Origin of the sequence: Wolbachia endosymbiont of Drosophila incompta (assembly GCF_001758565.1) — a bacterium.
Taxonomy (GTDB): domain Bacteria; phylum Pseudomonadota; class Alphaproteobacteria; order Rickettsiales; family Anaplasmataceae; genus Wolbachia; species Wolbachia pipientis.
In genome coordinates, this window is sequence record NZ_CP011148.1 from 651,082 (window position 1) to 668,596 (window position 17,515).

Genomic DNA, 17,515 nt, shown 5'->3' on the forward strand with positions numbered 1-17,515 from the left:
ATTTCTCCTATTATTTAAAACACACGACACAAAACTTCTCCACCAACCTTTAATTTATGTGCATTATAATCAGTCATCACTCCTTTGGGTGTCGATATAATAAAAATACCAAGACCATTATATGCTTTAGAAATGTCCTTATACTTAGAATAACGACGACAACCAGGCTTTGACACCCTAACTATGTCACTAATTACAGGTGACTTCTCATAATACTTCAATTTTACAATGAAAGAAGGTAAGTTATCTACAACTTGCTTTTCATAATCAAGGATATACCCTTCCTCTTTTAAAATCTCCAATATAGAAGAATTCATCTTAGAAAATAGTACCCTTGTTGCCCTATGCATTGCCAATTGAGCATTACGTATCCTTGTTAAAAAATCACCAATACTATCAGATAACGCCACAATATACTCCTTATATTATATTTACCAACTAGACTTTGTAACTCCTGGAATTTGCCCAAAAGAACATAAATCACGCAAAACAATTCTACATAAACCAAATTTTCTATATACTCCTCTTGGTCTCCCAGTTAAAGCACACCTATTTCTAATTTTGGTTTTAGAAGAATTTCTAGGCAATTTTTTAATTAATTTATTTTGAGCTGTAAACCTTTCTACAATAGACAAATTCTTATTATTTATTATAGATTTCAATTTTTCTCTTTTTTCTTTATATTGATCGCACAACTTTATTCTGCGAAGATTTCTTTCTATCATAGATTTTTTTGCCATATATTTCTCCTCTCAATTAATCAAAAAAAGGAAATTTAAGAGCCAGTAATAATTCCTTTGCTTCCTTATCACTAACTGCACTTGTTATAATATTAATATCCATACCTCTAATTTTACTTATTTTATCATAGTCTATTTCTAAAAACGAGATATGTTCCTTTATACCAAAGGAAAAATTACCATTACCGTCAAATTGCTTCACACTAAATCCTCTAAAATCTTTTTCCCTTGGCAAAGCAATATATATCAATCTTTCTAAAAACTCATACATTTTATCTCTACGCAAAGTTACTTTGCAACCTACTGTAGCACCTTTTCTGATCTTGAAGCCAGAAATAGATTTTTTTGCAAAAGTTGATAAAGGCTTCTGCCCAGCAATCAAATATAGGCTATCAAGTGGTTCATTTATTGCTTTACTATCTGTAGCAGCATCTCCAACGCCCATATTGATACACACCTTGACAAGTTTAGGCACTTGCATTATATTGCCGTAATTAAACTTATCCTTCAAGGACTTTACTATGCTATCTTTATACAATTCTTTAAACATATCAACCTAATCTATCACTTCTCCAGAAACTTTTGCAAAACGCACTTTTCTACCGTCTATAACCTTAAACCCCACTCTAGTTGGAGTTTTATATTTAGGGTCCAATGTTGCAACGTTGGATATATCAATAGCTAACTCTTTATTTAATATACCACCACTACTACCAGCTTTTGGTTTAGTATGTCTCTTATGCACATTCACTCCAGAAACAATTACTTTCTTTTTAGCATCACGTGCTATAACTTTGATTACCTTACCAATTTTTCCCTTATCTTTACCAGTTAAAACTATAACGTCGTCACCACTTTTTATTTTAGCACTCATTATAAAACCTCAACAGCTAATGACATTATCTTCATAAAAGAACCAGATGATAACTTTTTTACCGGACCAAACACCCGAGTGCCAAGTGGTTCACCTTGATCGTTAATCAAAACTACAGCATTGCTAGAAAAACGAATTACAGAACCATCAGATTTCCTAATAGGGCTTTTCACCCTCACCACAACTGCTCTATATACTTTTCCCTTCTCAACTTTCCCTCTTGGAGTAATAGATTTAGTAGATACAATAACTGTGTCACCTATAGATGCAGACTTTCTACCACCCAATAAACCAATACAAAGCACTGCACGCGCGCCAGAATTATCAGCTACTTCCAACAATGTATTTTTTTGAATCATATAAATATCCTATTCAATGTGAGCTATTAACAATAACCCATTTTTTAGTAGTAGAAATAGGCTTGTGTTCTTGTATTAAAACCTTGTCCCCTTCTTTACAACTATTATTCTCATCATGTGCTGTATACTTCTTGTATTTTTTTATAACCTTTTTATACAGCTCATCCTTATACACTTGTAATACCGAAACCTTTACAGTCTTATCACACTTAGCCTTAGTTACAGTACCACAAAAAACCTTTTTAGGCATTCTTTTCCTCTCTTCTTCTTTTATTTAATGTAGTTAAAATACGAGCTATGCTCTTTCTTATTAAGCTAAAACGCGAAATATTGTTGCACTGGCCCAGCTTCTTTTGAAAAACCAAATTAACAAACTCTTTTCTCAAATTCACAAGAATTTCATGCAATTCTTGCGAGGACCTCGATTCAATGTCAGCTATATCCATTGCAATTCCATTTAATTATGATTAGATACAAATTTACACTTCATAGGAAGCTTAGCAGTTGCCTTTTCAAGCGCCAATCTTGCTAAATGCATGGGAACATCACTGCTAATTTCAAACAACATTCTACCGGGCTTAGCTTTAAATACCCAAAACTCAACACTACCTTTCCCTTTACCCATACGCACATCCGCCGGCTTTTTACTAACAGGGGTATCAGGAAAAATTCTTATCCACACTTTACCAGAGCGTTTTAATGTTCTAGATATTACACGCCTTGCAGTTTCAATATGCTTAGATTGAATCCTACCTGCTTCCATAGCCTTTAGACCATAATCTCCAAAAGATAATGTGCTACCACCTTTCGTGTTACCCTTAATTCGTCCTTTAAATACTTTTTTATATTTACTTTTTTTAGGAATAAACATTTCAATATACCTAATTAGTTACCAATATAAACCCAGACCTTAACTCCTATGATGCCATATATAGTTTTTGCTTCAGCAAAAGCATAATCTATATTAGCACGTAAAGTATGCAAAGGCAAACGGCCTTCTTTATACCACTCAGTACGAGCTATCTCAGCTCCGCCAAGGCGCCCAGAACAACTTACCTTAATACCTCTAGCACCCATCCTCAAACAACTTTGAATAGCTTTTTTCATCGCTCTTCTAAATGAAACCCTTTTTTCTAACTGCTGTGCAATGCTGTTTGATATTAAAACTGCATCTATTTCAGACCTTTTAACCCCTACTACATTCACTTCCACATTGTTTTTTACTTTTTCAGCTATCTTTTGCTTTATCTTCTCAATATCCGAGCCTTTCTTACCTATTATCACTCCAGGTCTAGAAGAATGTATTATTACAGATACCAAATCGATCGTACGCTCTATAATTACTTTAGAAACACCAGCATGCTTAAAAGATTCATTTATATAACTGCGAATAGATAAATCTTGATGCAACCCTTGTTTATAACCCTTCTCAGCATACCAAATAGATGACCAAGTATTAATTATTTTTAACCTAAATCCTTTAGGATTAACGTTTCCCATATTTTTGCACTTTCCTTATTAATTTTCTATTTTTATGAATCATATAATTTCCCCCAATTTTACAGTTATATTACTATAACGTTTACTAACTCTATTAGCTCTACCCATAGCTTTTGGACATACCCTACGCAAAGTAAGAGACTTACCTATTAAAATTTCTTTTATATATAAATTATCGATATCCAATCCATAATTTTGAGCATTAGCAATCGCAGAATTTAATACCTTCCTTATAAGACCTGCAGCTTTCTTTTCACAAAATCTTAATTGCACAGTGGCAAAAGAAACTTTTTTATTACGTACTAAACCAGCAACCAAATTCAATTTACGAGGAGTTGATTTTAAAACCCTAGAACCAGCTTTAACTATTACATCTCTGTTTTTCATATCAATTACCTTCTTGTCGCCTTTTTATCACCACTATGCCCAGTAAATTTACGAGTGGGTGAAAACTCACCAAACTTATGACCTATCATATTCTGATCATTAACATTCACAGGAATGTAATCCTTACCATTATAAACAGCAAACTTTAAACCTAAACAATTAGGAAGAATTACAGAAGCCCTGGAATGAACTTTTATAGCCATGTTAACAAACCCCTTGTTTAAAGCATTATTCACCGACTTTAATATAGAAGGATGACAAAAAGGAGGCTTCCATGCAGATCTACTCATAAACTAACCTTTCAATTGTTTTATATACTTATCACTAGATTTATTTCTCCTTCGAGTTTTCTTTCCTTTTGTTGCAACACCCCAAGGAGTAACAGGATGACGACCACCAGAGGTTTTTCCTTCCCCGCCTCCATGAGGATGGTCAACTGGATTCATTGCAACTCCACGTACAGTAGGTCTAATCCCAAGCCACCTACTTCTCCCAGCTTTACCCAACTTTCTATTCTTATGGTCAGGGTTAGATACTACACCAATAGTAGCCTTGCAAGAAGATAAAATCAACCTAATTTGACCAGACCTGAGTCGTAATAAAACATATTGGCCATCACGACCAACGATTTGTGCATAACAACCAGCAGCTCTAGCAATCGCAGCACCATTACCTGGCTTCAGCTCAACATTATGAACGAAAGAACCAACAGGTATATGCTTGAGTAGTAAACAATTCCCTGGCAAAATATCAGCATCATTCCCAGCTGTAACAACATCACCTGGCTTCATACCTTGAGGAGCTAATATATAAGACTTAATATCATCTTCCTTATATGATATTAACGCCAAAAACCCACTTCTATTTGGGTCATACTCTATTTTTTCAACTATACCTTGACCACTTCTATTACGCTTAAAATCTATCACTCTATACTTCTTTTTGTGACCACCACCCCTATGACGAGTTGTAATTCTACCATGATTATTTCTTCCACCACTGGATTTTTTACCGGATGTAAGAGACTTTTCTGGCTCATCTTTTGATAAACCAACTTTACTTACTAACACAGTCCCACGAGAAGACGGAGTAACAGGATTAAAAAATTTCATACCCATACTAAACGCTCATTATATCTAATTTTTGACCATCCATCAAAGAAAAATAAACTTTCTTTTTCTGTTTTTCACAACCAACCACACCCCTAAAACGCCTATATTTAGGCTTAATTCTAACAACATTTATAGAAGAAATTTTAACATCAAATAGAGACTCTATTGCCAACTTTATTTGACGCTTATTTACATTTACAAAAACATACAAAGAATATTTATTAAACTTCTCCCTCAAAAAAGAGGCCTTTTCTGTAATTATAGAAGATTTTATTATATTATTATATTTGATCATAACAATCTACCTTCAAGATGCTTTAAAGTATCCTTTGTCAACATCACGCATTCGTGATTCAATATATCAAAAACATTTAACCCAATAGGTTTGATTAAGTCTACATAGTGCAAGTTTTTAGCCGCACGCAACAAATCATCTCCATAATCACCAACTATCAAAAAGGAAGAAAATTTAAAATTTTTAATACATTTACACATTTCAGACGTTTTCTTCACATCAATATTTAAATTATCCAGAATAATTACTTGATTATTTAAATACTTTAGAGATAAAGCAATTTTTAAACCAAATTTGCGTACCTTCTTATTAAGAGAATAAGTATGACTCCTCACAACAGGGCCGAAAATAATCCCACCACCTCTAAATTGAGGAGATCGCAAGCTCCCTTGTCTTGCCCTACCGGTACGTTTTTGACCATAAGGTTTAGCTGTTGTACCAGAGACATCACTAATACCTTTTGTTTTATGAGTACCAGCTCTTCTCTTCGCTAATTGCCATCTCACTATATCATGCAAAATACTCAATTTTTGCTTAGCAGAAAATATCAAAGGATTGAGCTGAGCAGTACCTACATTATCATTAGATAGATTAACTAAATTACATTCCATAACTAACTTACCAAATTACTAGCATCATCATTTACATCTAACAGTAAACCTACCGGAAAAGGAACATCTTTATGTAAAGATTTTTTAACTGCATCTCTTACAAAAACATAGGAATTTTTAAACCCAGGAACATTATTACCCTTCACAGCAATTATACTATTTTCATGATCAATGGATAATATCTTCATATTTTGTGCAGTTATCCTGCTGTTACCTAAATGACCAGCCATTTTCTTTCCTTTGAATACTCTACCAGGATCCTGACATTGGCCAGTGGAACCTTGTGATCTGTGAGCAATAGAAACACCATGAGATGCCCTAAGCCCACTGAAATTATGCCGCTTCATCACACCAGCAAATCCTTTACCTATAGAATAACCCGTAATATCAAGATATTGACCAACCACAAAATGATTGATTCCCACTTTTTTACCACATTTTATTCCCGACAGGTCATTTAATCTACTTTCGTATAACTTACATTTATTATTTATACCCTTTTTCTTTAAATATTCCAACTGAGGTTTTGCTATATTTTTAAAATCTCCTGTGCCTAAAATGACTGAATTATAGCCACATTTATCTTGTCCTTTTATATCAATAATATGAGTTTCGCTGAGATGCAATAAAGTTACAGCCATGCGACTATTGTCAGAATACATAGCAGTATGACCAATATTCATCATTAGTAAACCAATTCTCCTCAGCGAATTTATTCTCTTCATTTCCTTTCCTTCTCCTAAACCTTAACTTCCTTGACTTTTAAATCCACTTCTACGCCAGCAGAAAAAGATAAACCTGTAAGCATCTGCATCATAGTAGGAGTAAGATCATGTAAAACAATCAAACGCCTAGAAGTTCTCATTTCAAACTGTTCACGAGATTTTTTATCAACGTGAGGAGATCTATTAACAATAAATTTAGAATCTTTCCTTGGCAACGCAATCGGACCAGATAATTTTGCACTGGACCGCTTTAATTCATCAACAAATTTTCGAACACACTCCTCCAATAAAGAACAATCGAAAGCCTTAATGTTAATGTATATATCTTGCTTCATCTTAGTTACTACACTCACTCCAAAATTTCAGAAACAACACCAGAACCAACAGTTCTACCGCCTTCTCTTATCGCAAAACGCAATCCCTTATCCATTGCTATCGGTACTTGCAATTCTACTTCTACACTCACATTATCTCCTGGCATTACCATCTCCTTCCCATCTAGCAATTTTATGCTCCCAGTGACATCCGTTGTCCTCAAATAAAACTGTGGCTGGTAATTCGCAAAAAATGGTGTATGCCTTCCTCCTTCCTCTTTCTTTAATATATAAACCTCCGCCTTAAACTTTCTATGCGGTGTTATCGTCCCCGGTTTCGCTAATACTTGCCCTCTCTCCACTTCTTCTCTTTTTGTTCCTCTTAACAATATTCCTACATTGAGTCCTGCACTTCCCTTATCCAGCAACTTCTTAAACATCTCAACACCTGTGCATATCGTCTTTTGCGTCGCTTTCAGACCTATTATCTCTATCTCTTCTCCCGTCTTTATCTCTCCCTTCTCTATTCTTCCTGTTACCACTGTTCCTCGCCCCGATATCGAAAATACATCTTCGATTGGCAATAAAAATGATAAATCCACAGGCCTTGGTGGAACCGCTACATATTCATCTAACTTTTCCATCAATTTATCTATTGATTTCTTTCCATATTCGCTGCTGTCATCCTCCAGCGCCTTGAGCGCTGAACCAACCACCACAGGCACTTCATCCCCTGGAAATCCGTATTTACTCAGTAATTCCCTCACTTCCATTTCTACTAAATCTATCATATCAGCATCAGCAACATCAGCTTTATTTATATACACCACGATATATCCAACACCTACCTGCTTCGCCAGCAATATATGCTCTCTCGTTTGTGGCATTGGCCCATCAACCCCCGACACTACCAATATCGCCGCATCCATCTGTGCTGCACCTACTATCATGTTCTTTACATAGTCAGCGTGTCCAGGACAATCAACGTGTGCATAATGCCTTTTCTCTGTCTGATACTCAACATGCGCTGTTGCTATCGTTATCCCCCTCTTCCTTTCTTCTGGCGCTTTGTCTATCTGATCGTACGCTACAAAATTTCCATAATGCTTCGTTATCGCCGCTGTTAACGTCGTCTTCCCATGATCCACATGTCCTATTGTTCCCACATTTACATGCGGCTTTCCAAATGCTTCCACTATTGCTGTCATAATTTAAACTTTTCTACCTAAAATACAAATACATCAATAAATAATATGTTGATTTTATAAAAATACAACAAAAAAAAGAGCGGATAGTGGGAATCGAACCCACGTCACTAGCTTGGAAGGCTAGAGCTCTACCATTGAGCTATACCCGCACAATGGAGGAGGTAGGATTCGAACCTACGTACGCTCACGCGGACAGATTTACAGTCTGTTACCTTTAACCACTCGGTCACTCCTCCGCAAAAATTTGTTAAGAGAATACTATTTTAGCATCTTAACTTAAGCTCTTATTGTATTTAATACTAAACGCCTAAAATTAAAAAATCAAGCAATAAAACCTACCCTGATTAAAATCATGCAGATTTCATTTTATATAACACAATATTGCCAATAAAACGCCTAAACAAATAATGCGAATCATGCGTACCTGGCGCTTCTTCTGGATGATATTGCACAGAAAAGACTAGGTAATCTTTCATCATTATTCCCTCTACACTATTATCAAATAGAGAAATGTGAGTAATTTCAACATTACTTGGAAGAGAAGCTGAATCAACAACAAAACCATGATTTTGGCTAGTGATCTCAACTTTTCCACTAATTACATCATAAACTGGATGGTTACTCCCTCGGTGACCTATATCCATCTTGATGGTCTTTGCCCCCAAAGTAATCGCAAGTAATTGATGGCCCATGCATATGCCAAAAATTGGTATTTTAGATTTTATAATAATGTCTATTTCTGAAACTACACTTTCTCCTATTTCTTGCGGATCACCAGGACCATTTGAAAGCACTATACCATCTGGATTCATACTCAACACTTTTTGAGCAAAACCTGTGCTTGGTCTGATTAATTCAACTGTACAACCAAGTTCTATTAAGCGTGAAACTATACTGATTTTTACGCCAAAATCAACGATTACAATCCTATATTTTGCATTAAGGTCAATAGCTCTATCTGATGTCATTCCAGTGCGTGACACTGGAATCCATATATTTTTTGCTGGATCCGAGTAGTCAGCTACTTGGATGACAAAGTGCTCCGCTAGTCTATTATTTTCAAAACTGTTATTTAAACTAACCTTATTAGTTATTTCTATCCCATTTACAGGTTTGTATTCCTTCAATTTGTCTAATGCATGCGCCTTACTCGATGAGCATATCATTCCATTTTGAGATCCATGTTCTCTCAAATGTCTTGTTAAAGCTCTAGTATCAACTCCTGATATCCCAATCACGTTATTTTTCTCTAACCAATCATTTAAACTGATATATGAAGAAGGGTGGGACATAGAAGAAAGTTCACGCATAACCACACCACTTGCAAAAATTTTCTTTCCTTCATTATCTTTATGATTTATTCCAATGTTACCAATATGAGGAAAAGTGAACGTTATAATTTGATCGGCAAAAGAAGGATCAGTTATAGTATGCTGATAACCGGTCATACCAGTGGTAAAACAAACCTCGCCTATGCACTTGCCTTTTTTACCTACTGATTTTCCCCAAAAGCACTTGCCATCTTGTAAAATTAAAACTGCGTCCTGCACTTCATTATCTATTTAACTGATTCAAAACAGTATACAAGAATTTCAAATAATACGTAACTCTTTCTACGTTAACAGCTTTGATCACGAAGCAGCAAAAAATAACATGAAAAACTTTTAATACAATCTTTCATATAAAATATATAGTTGACTACCTTCATATTTCGTATTAGATATAGGTAAATCATAAGTAAAGTGGAGGGTAATAATGAACACTGGTACAAATCAATCAAAAAAAATAAATGAGAAGTGGTTAGCTGGAGGAATTGGCGCGCTATTATTTGTAATGATGCTACCGTCGATTCTTCTTTTAGCAAAAATAGCTATAGGGCTAATTATGGTTTCAGTTGCAGCAATAGCGATAAAAGTTGCCTTAAAAACAATATCGAATGCTTTAGAGGATAAACAGGCAGATCAAAGCCAAGCGACGCAACAAACAACACAAAGTAAAATTATAAACCTGGCTATTGGATTAACATCTATATTCGTAGGAGGATTATCACTATTCATTATAGCACAAACTGGCTTAATTGCAGCATGTGCAGCTATAACTGCTTTAGCTCTACACGAATATGTTAAAAATCAAGAAATAGGAAAAGAGATAAATGATAAATTCGATAAGGTAGCTGACGATACAATCAATTTTATTGTTAGCAGTGTTGAAAAACTTATTCCAACAAAGCCGCCAGGCATAACAGCCTAAACTGTCTCCGTTCAGGGCATAAGTGTTACAAGTAGCATTATATAAAGCGATTAATGGCATCCTCCTGATAATAGAATAATTGTATCTGTTCAGGGGCATCGCAAATATTGAAGCAAAAGTGGTCAGTGCTTACTATACGAATATTGTGATTTGAATCCACTAGGGAGGATGTCATCCCAGTGCCCAGACACTGGGATCCAGGAATTTTGATTAGAGATTAAATTGGTGAGTATAAAAGTAGCTAATCCTACGTTAAAATACAACGTTTTTAATGGGACTGCGTAAAAGGGCTGGATTCCAGTGTCAAGCACTGGAATGACACCTTTGTGTTTGAGGCAAAACCTGCTATAACATTTCTTCGCAAACAAACGTTCGTACAGTTATGTATCAGCTACTTTCATGGCACCATTTGTTGTAAACTCACATTTCTCTATGATTATCTTTATTTGCCGCTTTCCCGAACGGATGCTCTACAGTTATTTCCTCATTAATAGAGCGAGGTGCACCGGAACCAGGTACAGATATTCTCGTGCGATTGCATATCCTTCTTTTCCTCACATGGTGTTTGCTTAATGAAATGTGCTGCTAAAACTTCATGTAAAGCTTTACCTTTTATAAGCACAGCCTCGTTTTGCTTAGCTAACTCTAAAATTTTCTTTGGTTCAACATCTTTACCGTCAATAGTTGATTTTTTAATACTAACTTGACCTAAATTTATATTTAGAACAACAGTACAGTTAAGGTCTTTTCCAGATTCATCTTTTGCATCCCAACTAATTTCGATGTCACATATTGCAAATTTTGTAAAGGAGTAGTTCCTCTGTTGTTTCTCATTCTTCTCAATTGTTACTATTCTTTTATCATTACTGTATATTTTTACTCTTTGTACCTCATTTTTAATTGTTTCCATCCTTTTAATCTTTTCGCTAAAAAGACGACTAGTTTCTAAACTCTGTCCAGGTTTAGTAATGTTGATACTAAGATTATCATAATGATTAACAAGATGTCCTGCCTTTTTGTCTGGCCAATAACATCCATCAAAGAAACCAATTAGATCATCTTTGTTTAGAAATTCTTTTGCATCATTCATTCCTTCGTCAATTCGAAGAAGATATCTACCCAACCTCTTTTTAAAATTTTCTTTTAACCCCTCCTGATCTTTAGAAGTAAGCTTCTTATCCAATATATCCATTATTTCTCTTTGCTTACTTAATACCACATAGTTAAAAAGGAAAATGCTCTCCTTCTCCCGTCGATAATAGTTTGCTATTTTGTCAAATGGATCCGCTGGCCGGCCGTTATTATAATTTACAGAATCAGAAGAATCTTGACATTTATTATCCTTAAAATTGAAATTCAATTTTTCAAAATCTGATAACACTTCTTCTGCCCTATCTTTAAAAGACTGAAGTCTATCTTGAAGTTCTTTTCCATAACTCATTCCTTTGTCAATTTGAAAAACATATTGACTATATTTCTTTCTAAACTCCTCCTGTTCTTCGAGAAGAGGAATATTCCTATCTAATATATCGATTATTTCTTTCCGCTTATTCAATATCACGTAATTAAAGAGGGAACTCTTCCCCTTCTTTTCATAATCGTCTGCTATTTTGTCAAAACACTTATTATCCTTAAACTCCAATTTCTCAAAATCTGAGAGCACACTTTGTACCTGAGTCTCATCGAATTGAAGATTTGCTTGAGGAGATAGAAGAGTCAACTTTTCTTCACTTTCCTTGGTACTCGAATTTTTGTAAAAACCATTCAATAGATTTACAATACTAGAAAACATTTCACACCTCTATTGTTATAAGTAAACTTGATTATATCTTAATGCTAAATGTTGTAAAGCTAAAATTAGAAACTAAAAAAGCTAACATAAGTTCTGCATTGTTTGCAGCTTTATCAGCTTATTAGGTAGAATTATTAAAGAACTAGTTGAACATATGTTATCAACTCCATCCACAAGTTCTCCGCTTGTTACTCCAGTTGCAATAAACACTGATTCACCTCTTGCCATATCTTTTACGGTGTAGATTTTTTCTGGGTCATGGATATTTAAATTTTTTGCTCTTTCTTTTAATTGATCCGTGTCAAATATTAATCTTCCCTCCATCTGCCCACCGATTGAACTCAGCGCTGCAGCCGCAAGCACCCCTTCTGGTGCCCCTCCTATTCCGATATACATATCATGATTGCCATTTACTAGTGAAACTACGGCTGCAACATCGCCATCATCTATTAGTTTAATTTTTGCTCCTAATTTCCTGATTTTCTCTATTAATTCATTGTGCCTTTCACGTTTAAGTACAGTTACCACGAGATCATTCACTTTGCATTTTTTTGCCTTGGCTAAATTGTCTAGATTCTTTTCAATGCTATTTTTTAGTGAGACTACACCCTCTGGAAGATTTTTTCCTACTGCTATCTTTTCCATATAAACATCAGGTGCATGTAAAAAATTACCTTTTTTCGTTGCAGCAAGAACGGACATTGCCCCTGATTTGTAATGAGCACAAATCGTAGTGCCTTCAAGTGGGTCAACGGCAATGTCGATTTCAGGACCATTTCCAGTGCCAACCTTCTCGCCAATATATAGCATCGGCGCTTCATCTCTCTCACCTTCACCAATTACGATAGTACCATTTATTTCCATTGAATTTAATACTGTACGCATTGCATCAACTGCAACCTGATCAGCCTTTTTTTCATCGCCGAAGCCTGCTAGTTTATATGCAGCAAGTGCTGCAGCTTCGGTCACTTTAACTAATTTATAAGCTAAATCTTCCATCATTTGCTCGAGAATCATAAATAAAGAATCCAATATATATCATGCAACTTTAGACTGCAATATGTCTTGACTGGTTGTGGGAAAGTTGCTGTAATAAACTAACATATAGTAGTAGGTTTAGTTATGGTATATAGTAATGATGATATTAGAGAGTTGTATCGAAAGATAGCTACAATTGTAAAATATGATGATAAGGGAATTGCTAGTCTTAAAGATTTGCAAAAGGAACCAAAGTGGAAAGAAGTTAATTTCCAAGATAAATGTGAAGGAGACAATTCATTAGAAGACTTACTTCTAAAACATGCAACCGAAAATAACAACACACGCGTTAAGGATTTTCTCCTCCAAAATGGGTGTAAACCCCTTCAACAAGAGCAAATAACCGCAGCGATAAACAAGGAAGAAGAGGCACCTAATGTGGAAGAGAATAGAGCAGACAGTAATGAAGTAGATTCTAGTAACTCCATAAACCCTGGTATGACTGCTGAAGTACTTTACGGGCAACTAATACAAGGAAAAAAACAAATTCGGCAATTTTTGACTCGTTTGCAAATGCTGTAAGAGAGTCCAATATTACCGGCGATCGTAGCGTATTTCTAGATGTTGTAAAATTGTTTACAGATTTAGATGCTGTAATCCATCTTACAGATACTGCTTCCAGGACTATATTGGATATAGCTGCAATAACAAAACAAGCTGACGTTGTTAAGGTACTTTTGGATAGTGGCAAATTTAATGAAGAAGAAAAATTGCATGCCTTGAATTCTGCTATTGTTCAAGGTAATGTCCAAGAAGTTGAGCTAATTTTAGGTTACGTGAGCCCTGCAAACAGGAAAGAGGCTTTAGAAGTGGCCATACAGGTAGGTAAAACTGAAATTGTTAATGCGTTCTTGAATAGTGGTAAGCTTAATGAAGAAAACAGAGCAAAACCTTGCAGCAGTAATGGGAACATTGGTAGTAGACCTATAGCAACAGTTCCTCTAACCAGTACCAATGGTGATAATCATAATAACAAAAACAAAACGCCTGTAATACCAGAGGAAACAAATACTAAGCAAACTGCCACACCAAATAATGATAATAAAGCTAACGGCTTCGTAGATGCTCAATTTTCTATGCCAAATGAACAAGAAACTAAATATAAAGAGAGCAAAAAGGATTTTTACACCTCATTGACAAAAGATGTTGTTGGAGTTGTTATTACAGGATTATTCATTACTGCTGCTGTAATGGTTCCATTTGTAGCTGGTGCAGTAGTTTGCAGTGTCATAGCTGCTTTGGTTGCAATATACACCGGGTTGCATGTAAAAAATTCTACATTACCAAGTTATAGGGAGATGAGAGAGAATGAAGTTGAACGTGTAACAGGATGTCATCCCAGTGCCCAGACACTGGGATCCAGAAAGCCATAATAAAAACTAGATCCAGCGTCACGCGCTGGAATGACACCCTCTGGTGGGCTCAAACCATATGAGTAGCCAACACTGCCACTATACTTACCTAGCAAATTTAGATCTAACACTAAACTGTGCTGCCACTAACTTTGCAATCGGTACTCTATAGGGTGAGCATGAAACATAATCCACCCCTGATTCGATGAGAAACTCTATAGATTTTGGATCTGCTCCATGCTCTCCACATATACCCAGTTTTATTTCTTTTCGGGTTTTTTTGCCTCTTTCAATGGCCATCTTGATTAACTCCCCTACCCCTTCGATGTCCAGCACTTCAAATGGGTCGTTTTCGAATATGTTGCTTTCCTTATAAGAATCGAGGAAATTAACTGAATCATCTCTTGAAAGTCCCATGGTTGTTTGCGTTAAATCATTAGTGCCAAAACTAAAGAACTCTGCATGTTTTGCTAACTTATCAGCAATCAGTGCTGCTCTTGGTAGTTCTATCATCGTTCCAATTGAATAAGCCTTGTCTGATGTCATTCCAGCGCGTGAAGCTGGAATCTGCGTCTGGATCCCAGCTGAGATAACAGAGGATTCTTTCTTTGCTAGCTCGCATATCAGAATAAATTCTTTCTCGCTCATGATAAAAGGAATCATGATTTCAGGCTCCACTTCTATCTTCTTTTCTTTCTTTAATTCACTTGCAGCACTAAGTATTGCCCTAATCTGCATGCTATATATTTCAGGATGAGAAATAGCAAGTCTACAACCTCGATGGCCAAGCATTGGGTTCTTTTCTGATAACTGTGCTATTTTATTTTTTACTGACTCAACTGACTTACTAAGTGATTTGGCAATTTTTTCTATAGTAGACTGATCATTGGGTAAAAATTCATGCAAAGGTGGATCAAGCAACCGTATAGTGACTTCCCTGCCCTCCATAATAGAAAATATTTCTTTGAAATCAGACTTTTGCATTTCTTCTAGTTTAATGAGCGCATTTGCCCTTTCATTTTCATCGTCAGCTATTATCAACTTTTGAATGAATTCGATTCTATCACTAGCGAAAAACATATGTTCTGTGCGACATAAGCCTATACCTTCTGCACCGAATTCTTTTGCAATTTTTGCGTCTTTTGGAGTATCAGCGTTCGCTCTCACTTTGACCGTTTTGATTTCATCTATCCAGTTGATTACCGTTTTGAATTCTTGCGATAATTCAGGTGAAATTGTAGGGAGAATGCCAAGCATAACCTCCCCTGTTCCTCCGTTGATGGTAATTGGTTCACCTTTATTTACTTTTGTATCCCCTACAGAAAAGAAAGTTCCATCTTTATCGATATAAAGTCCACTCACACTGCAAATGCATGGCTTACCCATTCCACGGGTTACAACAGCAGCATGCGAGGTCATCCCTCCCCGTGCTGTTACTATGCCACTTGCAGCATTCATTCCATTAATATCTTCAGGACTCGTTTCTGACCTTACTAAAATCACTTTTTTGCCCTGCTCTGCAGCTTTTTCAGCATCACTTGCACTAAACACTACATATCCAGAAGCAACCCCTGGAGAAGCCGGCAGCCCCTTCCCTATTACTTTTTGGTCACTCTTAACGTCAAGAACTGGATGCAATAAATTGTCAAAGGTTTTTGGATCAATTCTCAATATTCCTTCTTCTTTTGTAATCGTTCCTTCGTTTACCATATCAACTATTATGCGAATAGCAGCTTCAGCCGTGCGCTTGCCAGACCTAGTCTGCAAAATCCATAACTTACCGTCCTGCACAGTAAATTCGATATCCTGCATGTCTTTATAATGCCTTTCAAGTTTTTCACATACCACGCATAATTCTCGGTAGACACTTGGCAGCAACTTCTCCATGGTGTTTTTTTGCTCTCCGTCAATTGGCATAGGAGTATAAACACCAGAAACCACATCCTCACCCTGAGCATTAATCAGAAATTCACCAAAGTATTTTTTTTCTCCAGTTGAAGGATTTCGTGTAAATATCACACCAGTTGCAGAATTATCATTTAAATTACCAAAAACCATTGCTTGCACGTTGACCGCTGTTCCAAGGTTTTCAGGAATATTATGTATTTTTCTATAGGAAACAGCCCTATCATTTTTCCAAGAAGCAAATACTGCATTCACTGAGCTGAGCAATTGCTCTTCAACGTTCTGCGGAAAATGTTTTCCTGTTTTTTCATGTACTATCCTTTTGAAATTGTTAACAATTTCTTTTAAAACATCAACATCAAGATCAGCTAAGCTTTTTGCTCCACTCTTTTGCTGCTTATTATCAACAACATCTTGAAATAGGTGATGATCAAGCTGTAGTACAACATTGGAGTACATCATGATGAAACGGCAGTAGCTATCGTAAGCAAAACGTTCGCCACTTTTTTTTGCAAGCCCAACAACGGTTTCATCATTTAGACCAACATTTAAAATAGTATCAAGCATGCCCGGCATTGAACTAACACTACCAGAGCGTATGGAAACTAATAAGGGATTATTTAAATCCCCAAATTTACAACCGATGTCATTTTCGAGCATCGCCATGTAGTTTTTGATTCCACTACATATGTCATTCCAGTGCGTGACCACATTTTTTTCTGGANCCGAGTAGTCAGCTACTTGGATAACAGAAGATCTATTGTCTTGATAATAGACTTTGCAAGCAGAGGTGGAAATTGTGAAACCAGGTGGAACAGGAATGCCAACATTGCACATTTCTGCTAAATTTGCCCCCTTTCCTCCCAGCAGATTTTTCATTTCTGCATTGCCTTCGCATTTACCCTGGCTAAAGTAATGTATTAACTTTTCCCCCATCATTTTCTCCGGATTTTCACTGATAAACACATTGTACATATAGCTCCAATAAACCTGTGAGAACTTCAACTTTAGGATAATAAATTTTACAAAATTTTGCAACAACGTTCCTTACAA

Annotated in this window: 24 protein-coding genes and 2 tRNA genes; 3 read left to right on the forward strand and 23 right to left on the reverse strand. The window is 35.9% G+C overall.

Features of this window, described 5'->3' with window-relative positions; translation table 11 throughout:
* Nucleotides 1-14 precede the first annotated feature (14 nt).
* From rpsH to carA, 20 genes are all read right to left on the reverse strand, one after another.
* Nucleotides 15-410: a 30S ribosomal protein S8 gene (gene rpsH, locus WG67_RS02820; RefSeq protein WP_007551150.1), complete on the reverse strand. Its 396-nt coding sequence runs from the start codon at nt 408-410 to the stop codon at nt 15-17.
* A gap of 21 nt (nt 411-431) precedes the next feature.
* The gene (gene rpsN / locus WG67_RS02825) at nt 432-740 is read right to left on the reverse strand and encodes a 30S ribosomal protein S14 (protein WP_006279345.1); all 309 of its coding nucleotides are present in this window, start codon (nt 738-740) and stop codon (nt 432-434) included.
* Between the two features lie 16 nt (nt 741-756).
* Nucleotides 757-1,290 (reverse strand): 50S ribosomal protein L5, encoded by a 534-nt coding sequence (rplE, locus tag WG67_RS02830; RefSeq protein ID WP_010962750.1) that lies wholly within the window; start codon nt 1,288-1,290, stop codon nt 757-759.
* A gap of 6 nt (nt 1,291-1,296) precedes the next feature.
* Nucleotides 1,297-1,614 (reverse strand): 50S ribosomal protein L24, encoded by a 318-nt coding sequence (gene rplX / locus WG67_RS02835; RefSeq protein WP_006279347.1) that lies wholly within the window; start codon nt 1,612-1,614, stop codon nt 1,297-1,299.
* Nucleotides 1,614-1,973, reverse strand: coding sequence for a 50S ribosomal protein L14 (gene rplN / locus WG67_RS02840; RefSeq protein WP_006279348.1), 360 nt, complete (start codon nt 1,971-1,973; stop codon nt 1,614-1,616). The genes rplX and rplN overlap by 1 nt, the downstream gene beginning before the upstream one ends.
* 13 nt (nt 1,974-1,986) lie before the next feature.
* Entirely contained in the window at nt 1,987-2,223 is a 237-nt protein-coding gene (gene rpsQ, locus WG67_RS02845) for a 30S ribosomal protein S17 (RefSeq protein WP_007549925.1), read from the reverse strand.
* The gene (gene rpmC / locus WG67_RS02850) at nt 2,216-2,419 is read right to left on the reverse strand and encodes a 50S ribosomal protein L29 (protein WP_006279350.1); all 204 of its coding nucleotides are present in this window, start codon (nt 2,417-2,419) and stop codon (nt 2,216-2,218) included. Before rpmC ends, rpsQ begins: the two co-directional genes overlap by 8 nt.
* 11 nt (nt 2,420-2,430) lie before the next feature.
* Nucleotides 2,431-2,844 carry a 50S ribosomal protein L16 gene (rplP, locus tag WG67_RS02855; protein ID WP_010962752.1) on the reverse strand — a complete coding sequence of 138 codons (414 nt, stop codon included), beginning with the start codon at nt 2,842-2,844 and terminating at the stop codon, nt 2,431-2,433.
* 14 nt (nt 2,845-2,858) lie between these two features.
* Nucleotides 2,859-3,473 (reverse strand): 30S ribosomal protein S3, encoded by a 615-nt coding sequence (gene rpsC / locus WG67_RS02860; protein WP_010962753.1) that lies wholly within the window; start codon nt 3,471-3,473, stop codon nt 2,859-2,861.
* A 39-nt stretch (nt 3,474-3,512) separates the two neighbouring features.
* The gene (rplV, locus tag WG67_RS02865; protein WP_007549821.1) at nt 3,513-3,860 is read right to left on the reverse strand and encodes a 50S ribosomal protein L22; all 348 of its coding nucleotides are present in this window, start codon (nt 3,858-3,860) and stop codon (nt 3,513-3,515) included.
* A 5-nt stretch (nt 3,861-3,865) separates the two neighbouring features.
* Nucleotides 3,866-4,150, reverse strand: coding sequence for a 30S ribosomal protein S19 (rpsS, locus tag WG67_RS02870; protein WP_006279181.1), 285 nt, complete (start codon nt 4,148-4,150; stop codon nt 3,866-3,868).
* Nucleotides 4,151-4,153: 3 nt separating this feature from the next.
* Nucleotides 4,154-4,978, reverse strand: a complete 825-nt coding sequence (gene rplB, locus WG67_RS02875; protein ID WP_015589143.1) for a 50S ribosomal protein L2 — start codon at nt 4,976-4,978, stop codon at nt 4,154-4,156.
* Between the two features lies 1 nt (nt 4,979).
* Nucleotides 4,980-5,267: a 50S ribosomal protein L23 gene (locus WG67_RS02880; protein ID WP_010962755.1), complete on the reverse strand. Its 288-nt coding sequence runs from the start codon at nt 5,265-5,267 to the stop codon at nt 4,980-4,982.
* A complete protein-coding gene (gene rplD, locus WG67_RS02885; RefSeq protein WP_012673183.1) occupies nt 5,264-5,878 on the reverse strand; it encodes a 50S ribosomal protein L4 in 615 nt (204 codons plus the stop codon). The genes WG67_RS02880 and rplD overlap by 4 nt, the downstream gene beginning before the upstream one ends.
* A 2-nt stretch (nt 5,879-5,880) precedes the next feature.
* Nucleotides 5,881-6,603 carry a 50S ribosomal protein L3 gene (gene rplC, locus WG67_RS02890; RefSeq protein WP_070356881.1) on the reverse strand — a complete coding sequence of 241 codons (723 nt, stop codon included), beginning with the start codon at nt 6,601-6,603 and terminating at the stop codon, nt 5,881-5,883.
* Nucleotides 6,604-6,617: 14 nt separating this feature from the next.
* Nucleotides 6,618-6,938 (reverse strand): 30S ribosomal protein S10, encoded by a 321-nt coding sequence (rpsJ, locus tag WG67_RS02895; protein WP_012673184.1) that lies wholly within the window; start codon nt 6,936-6,938, stop codon nt 6,618-6,620.
* Nucleotides 6,939-6,952: 14 nt separating this feature from the next.
* Nucleotides 6,953-8,125 (reverse strand): elongation factor Tu, encoded by a 1,173-nt coding sequence (gene tuf, locus WG67_RS02900; protein WP_070356882.1) that lies wholly within the window; start codon nt 8,123-8,125, stop codon nt 6,953-6,955.
* A gap of 78 nt (nt 8,126-8,203) precedes the next feature.
* Nucleotides 8,204-8,274 (reverse strand) — tRNA-Gly (locus WG67_RS02905).
* Between the two features lie 4 nt (nt 8,275-8,278).
* Nucleotides 8,279-8,361: transfer RNA gene (locus WG67_RS02910), tRNA-Tyr, on the reverse strand.
* A 114-nt stretch (nt 8,362-8,475) separates the two neighbouring features.
* Nucleotides 8,476-9,675, reverse strand: coding sequence for a glutamine-hydrolyzing carbamoyl-phosphate synthase small subunit (carA, locus tag WG67_RS02915; protein ID WP_010962760.1), 1,200 nt, complete (start codon nt 9,673-9,675; stop codon nt 8,476-8,478).
* A gap of 205 nt (nt 9,676-9,880) precedes the next feature.
* Here carA and WG67_RS02920 point away from each other — a divergent pair, with 205 nt between their 5' ends.
* Nucleotides 9,881-10,375: a hypothetical protein gene (locus WG67_RS02920; protein ID WP_010962761.1), complete on the forward strand. Its 495-nt coding sequence runs from the start codon at nt 9,881-9,883 to the stop codon at nt 10,373-10,375.
* A gap of 487 nt (nt 10,376-10,862) precedes the next feature.
* On the opposite strand, the gene WG67_RS02925 is transcribed toward WG67_RS02920, so the two are convergent.
* Nucleotides 10,863-12,167, reverse strand: a complete 1,305-nt coding sequence (locus tag WG67_RS02925; protein ID WP_245683339.1) for a hypothetical protein — start codon at nt 12,165-12,167, stop codon at nt 10,863-10,865.
* 81 nt (nt 12,168-12,248) lie between these two features.
* A complete protein-coding gene (gene glpX / locus WG67_RS02930) occupies nt 12,249-13,166 on the reverse strand; it encodes a class II fructose-bisphosphatase (RefSeq protein ID WP_070356883.1) in 918 nt (305 codons plus the stop codon).
* Nucleotides 13,167-13,289: 123 nt separating this feature from the next.
* On the opposite strand from glpX, the gene WG67_RS07235 reads away from it, so the two are divergent.
* On the forward strand, nt 13,290-13,727 hold the full coding sequence (locus WG67_RS07235) for a hypothetical protein (protein ID WP_245683340.1): 438 nt from the start codon (nt 13,290-13,292) through the stop codon (nt 13,725-13,727).
* Between the two features lie 50 nt (nt 13,728-13,777).
* Nucleotides 13,778-14,578, forward strand: coding sequence for an ankyrin repeat domain-containing protein (locus WG67_RS07240; RefSeq protein ID WP_245683341.1), 801 nt, complete (start codon nt 13,778-13,780; stop codon nt 14,576-14,578).
* An 84-nt stretch (nt 14,579-14,662) separates the two neighbouring features.
* Here the strand turns inward: WG67_RS07240 and ppdK are convergent, their stop codons facing one another.
* Nucleotides 14,663-17,398 carry a pyruvate, phosphate dikinase gene (gene ppdK / locus WG67_RS02940; RefSeq protein ID WP_179945707.1) on the reverse strand — a complete coding sequence of 912 codons (2,736 nt, stop codon included), beginning with the start codon at nt 17,396-17,398 and terminating at the stop codon, nt 14,663-14,665.
* Nucleotides 17,399-17,515 lie beyond the last annotated feature (117 nt).

What these genes read in the sequence shown, in the direction of transcription:
- rpsQ (WP_007549925.1), bottom strand. Translation starts at nt 2,223, where the DNA reads ATGCCTAAAAAGGTTTTTTGTGGTACTGTAACTAAGGCTAAGTGTGAT.
- WG67_RS02925 (WP_245683339.1), bottom strand. Translation starts at nt 12,167, where the DNA reads ATGTTTTCTAGTATTGTAAATCTATTGAATGGTTTTTACAAAAATTCG.
- rplB (WP_015589143.1), bottom strand. Translation starts at nt 4,978, where the DNA reads ATGGGTATGAAATTTTTTAATCCTGTTACTCCGTCTTCTCGTGGGACT.
- rplC (WP_070356881.1), bottom strand. Translation starts at nt 6,603, where the DNA reads ATGAAGAGAATAAATTCGCTGAGGAGAATTGGTTTACTAATGATGAAT.
- rpsJ (WP_012673184.1), bottom strand. Translation starts at nt 6,938, where the DNA reads ATGAAGCAAGATATATACATTAACATTAAGGCTTTCGATTGTTCTTTA.
- rplX (WP_006279347.1), bottom strand. Translation starts at nt 1,614, where the DNA reads ATGAGTGCTAAAATAAAAAGTGGTGACGACGTTATAGTTTTAACTGGT.
- rpsS (WP_006279181.1), bottom strand. Translation starts at nt 4,150, where the DNA reads ATGAGTAGATCTGCATGGAAGCCTCCTTTTTGTCATCCTTCTATATTA.
- WG67_RS02880 (WP_010962755.1), bottom strand. Translation starts at nt 5,267, where the DNA reads ATGATCAAATATAATAATATAATAAAATCTTCTATAATTACAGAAAAG.
- rplN (WP_006279348.1), bottom strand. Translation starts at nt 1,973, where the DNA reads ATGATTCAAAAAAATACATTGTTGGAAGTAGCTGATAATTCTGGCGCG.
- rpsN (WP_006279345.1), bottom strand. Translation starts at nt 740, where the DNA reads ATGGCAAAAAAATCTATGATAGAAAGAAATCTTCGCAGAATAAAGTTG.
- rplE (WP_010962750.1), bottom strand. Translation starts at nt 1,290, where the DNA reads ATGTTTAAAGAATTGTATAAAGATAGCATAGTAAAGTCCTTGAAGGAT.
- rpmC (WP_006279350.1), bottom strand. Translation starts at nt 2,419, where the DNA reads ATGGATATAGCTGACATTGAATCGAGGTCCTCGCAAGAATTGCATGAA.
- rpsC (WP_010962753.1), bottom strand. Translation starts at nt 3,473, where the DNA reads ATGGGAAACGTTAATCCTAAAGGATTTAGGTTAAAAATAATTAATACT.
- WG67_RS02920 (WP_010962761.1), top strand. Translation starts at nt 9,881, where the DNA reads ATGAACACTGGTACAAATCAATCAAAAAAAATAAATGAGAAGTGGTTA.
- rplD (WP_012673183.1), bottom strand. Translation starts at nt 5,878, where the DNA reads ATGGAATGTAATTTAGTTAATCTATCTAATGATAATGTAGGTACTGCT.
- rplP (WP_010962752.1), bottom strand. Translation starts at nt 2,844, where the DNA reads ATGTTTATTCCTAAAAAAAGTAAATATAAAAAAGTATTTAAAGGACGA.
- tuf (WP_070356882.1), bottom strand. Translation starts at nt 8,125, where the DNA reads ATGACAGCAATAGTGGAAGCATTTGGAAAGCCGCATGTAAATGTGGGA.
- glpX (WP_070356883.1), bottom strand. Translation starts at nt 13,166, where the DNA reads ATGGAAGATTTAGCTTATAAATTAGTTAAAGTGACCGAAGCTGCAGCA.
- rplV (WP_007549821.1), bottom strand. Translation starts at nt 3,860, where the DNA reads ATGAAAAACAGAGATGTAATAGTTAAAGCTGGTTCTAGGGTTTTAAAA.
- WG67_RS07235 (WP_245683340.1), top strand. Translation starts at nt 13,290, where the DNA reads ATGGTATATAGTAATGATGATATTAGAGAGTTGTATCGAAAGATAGCT.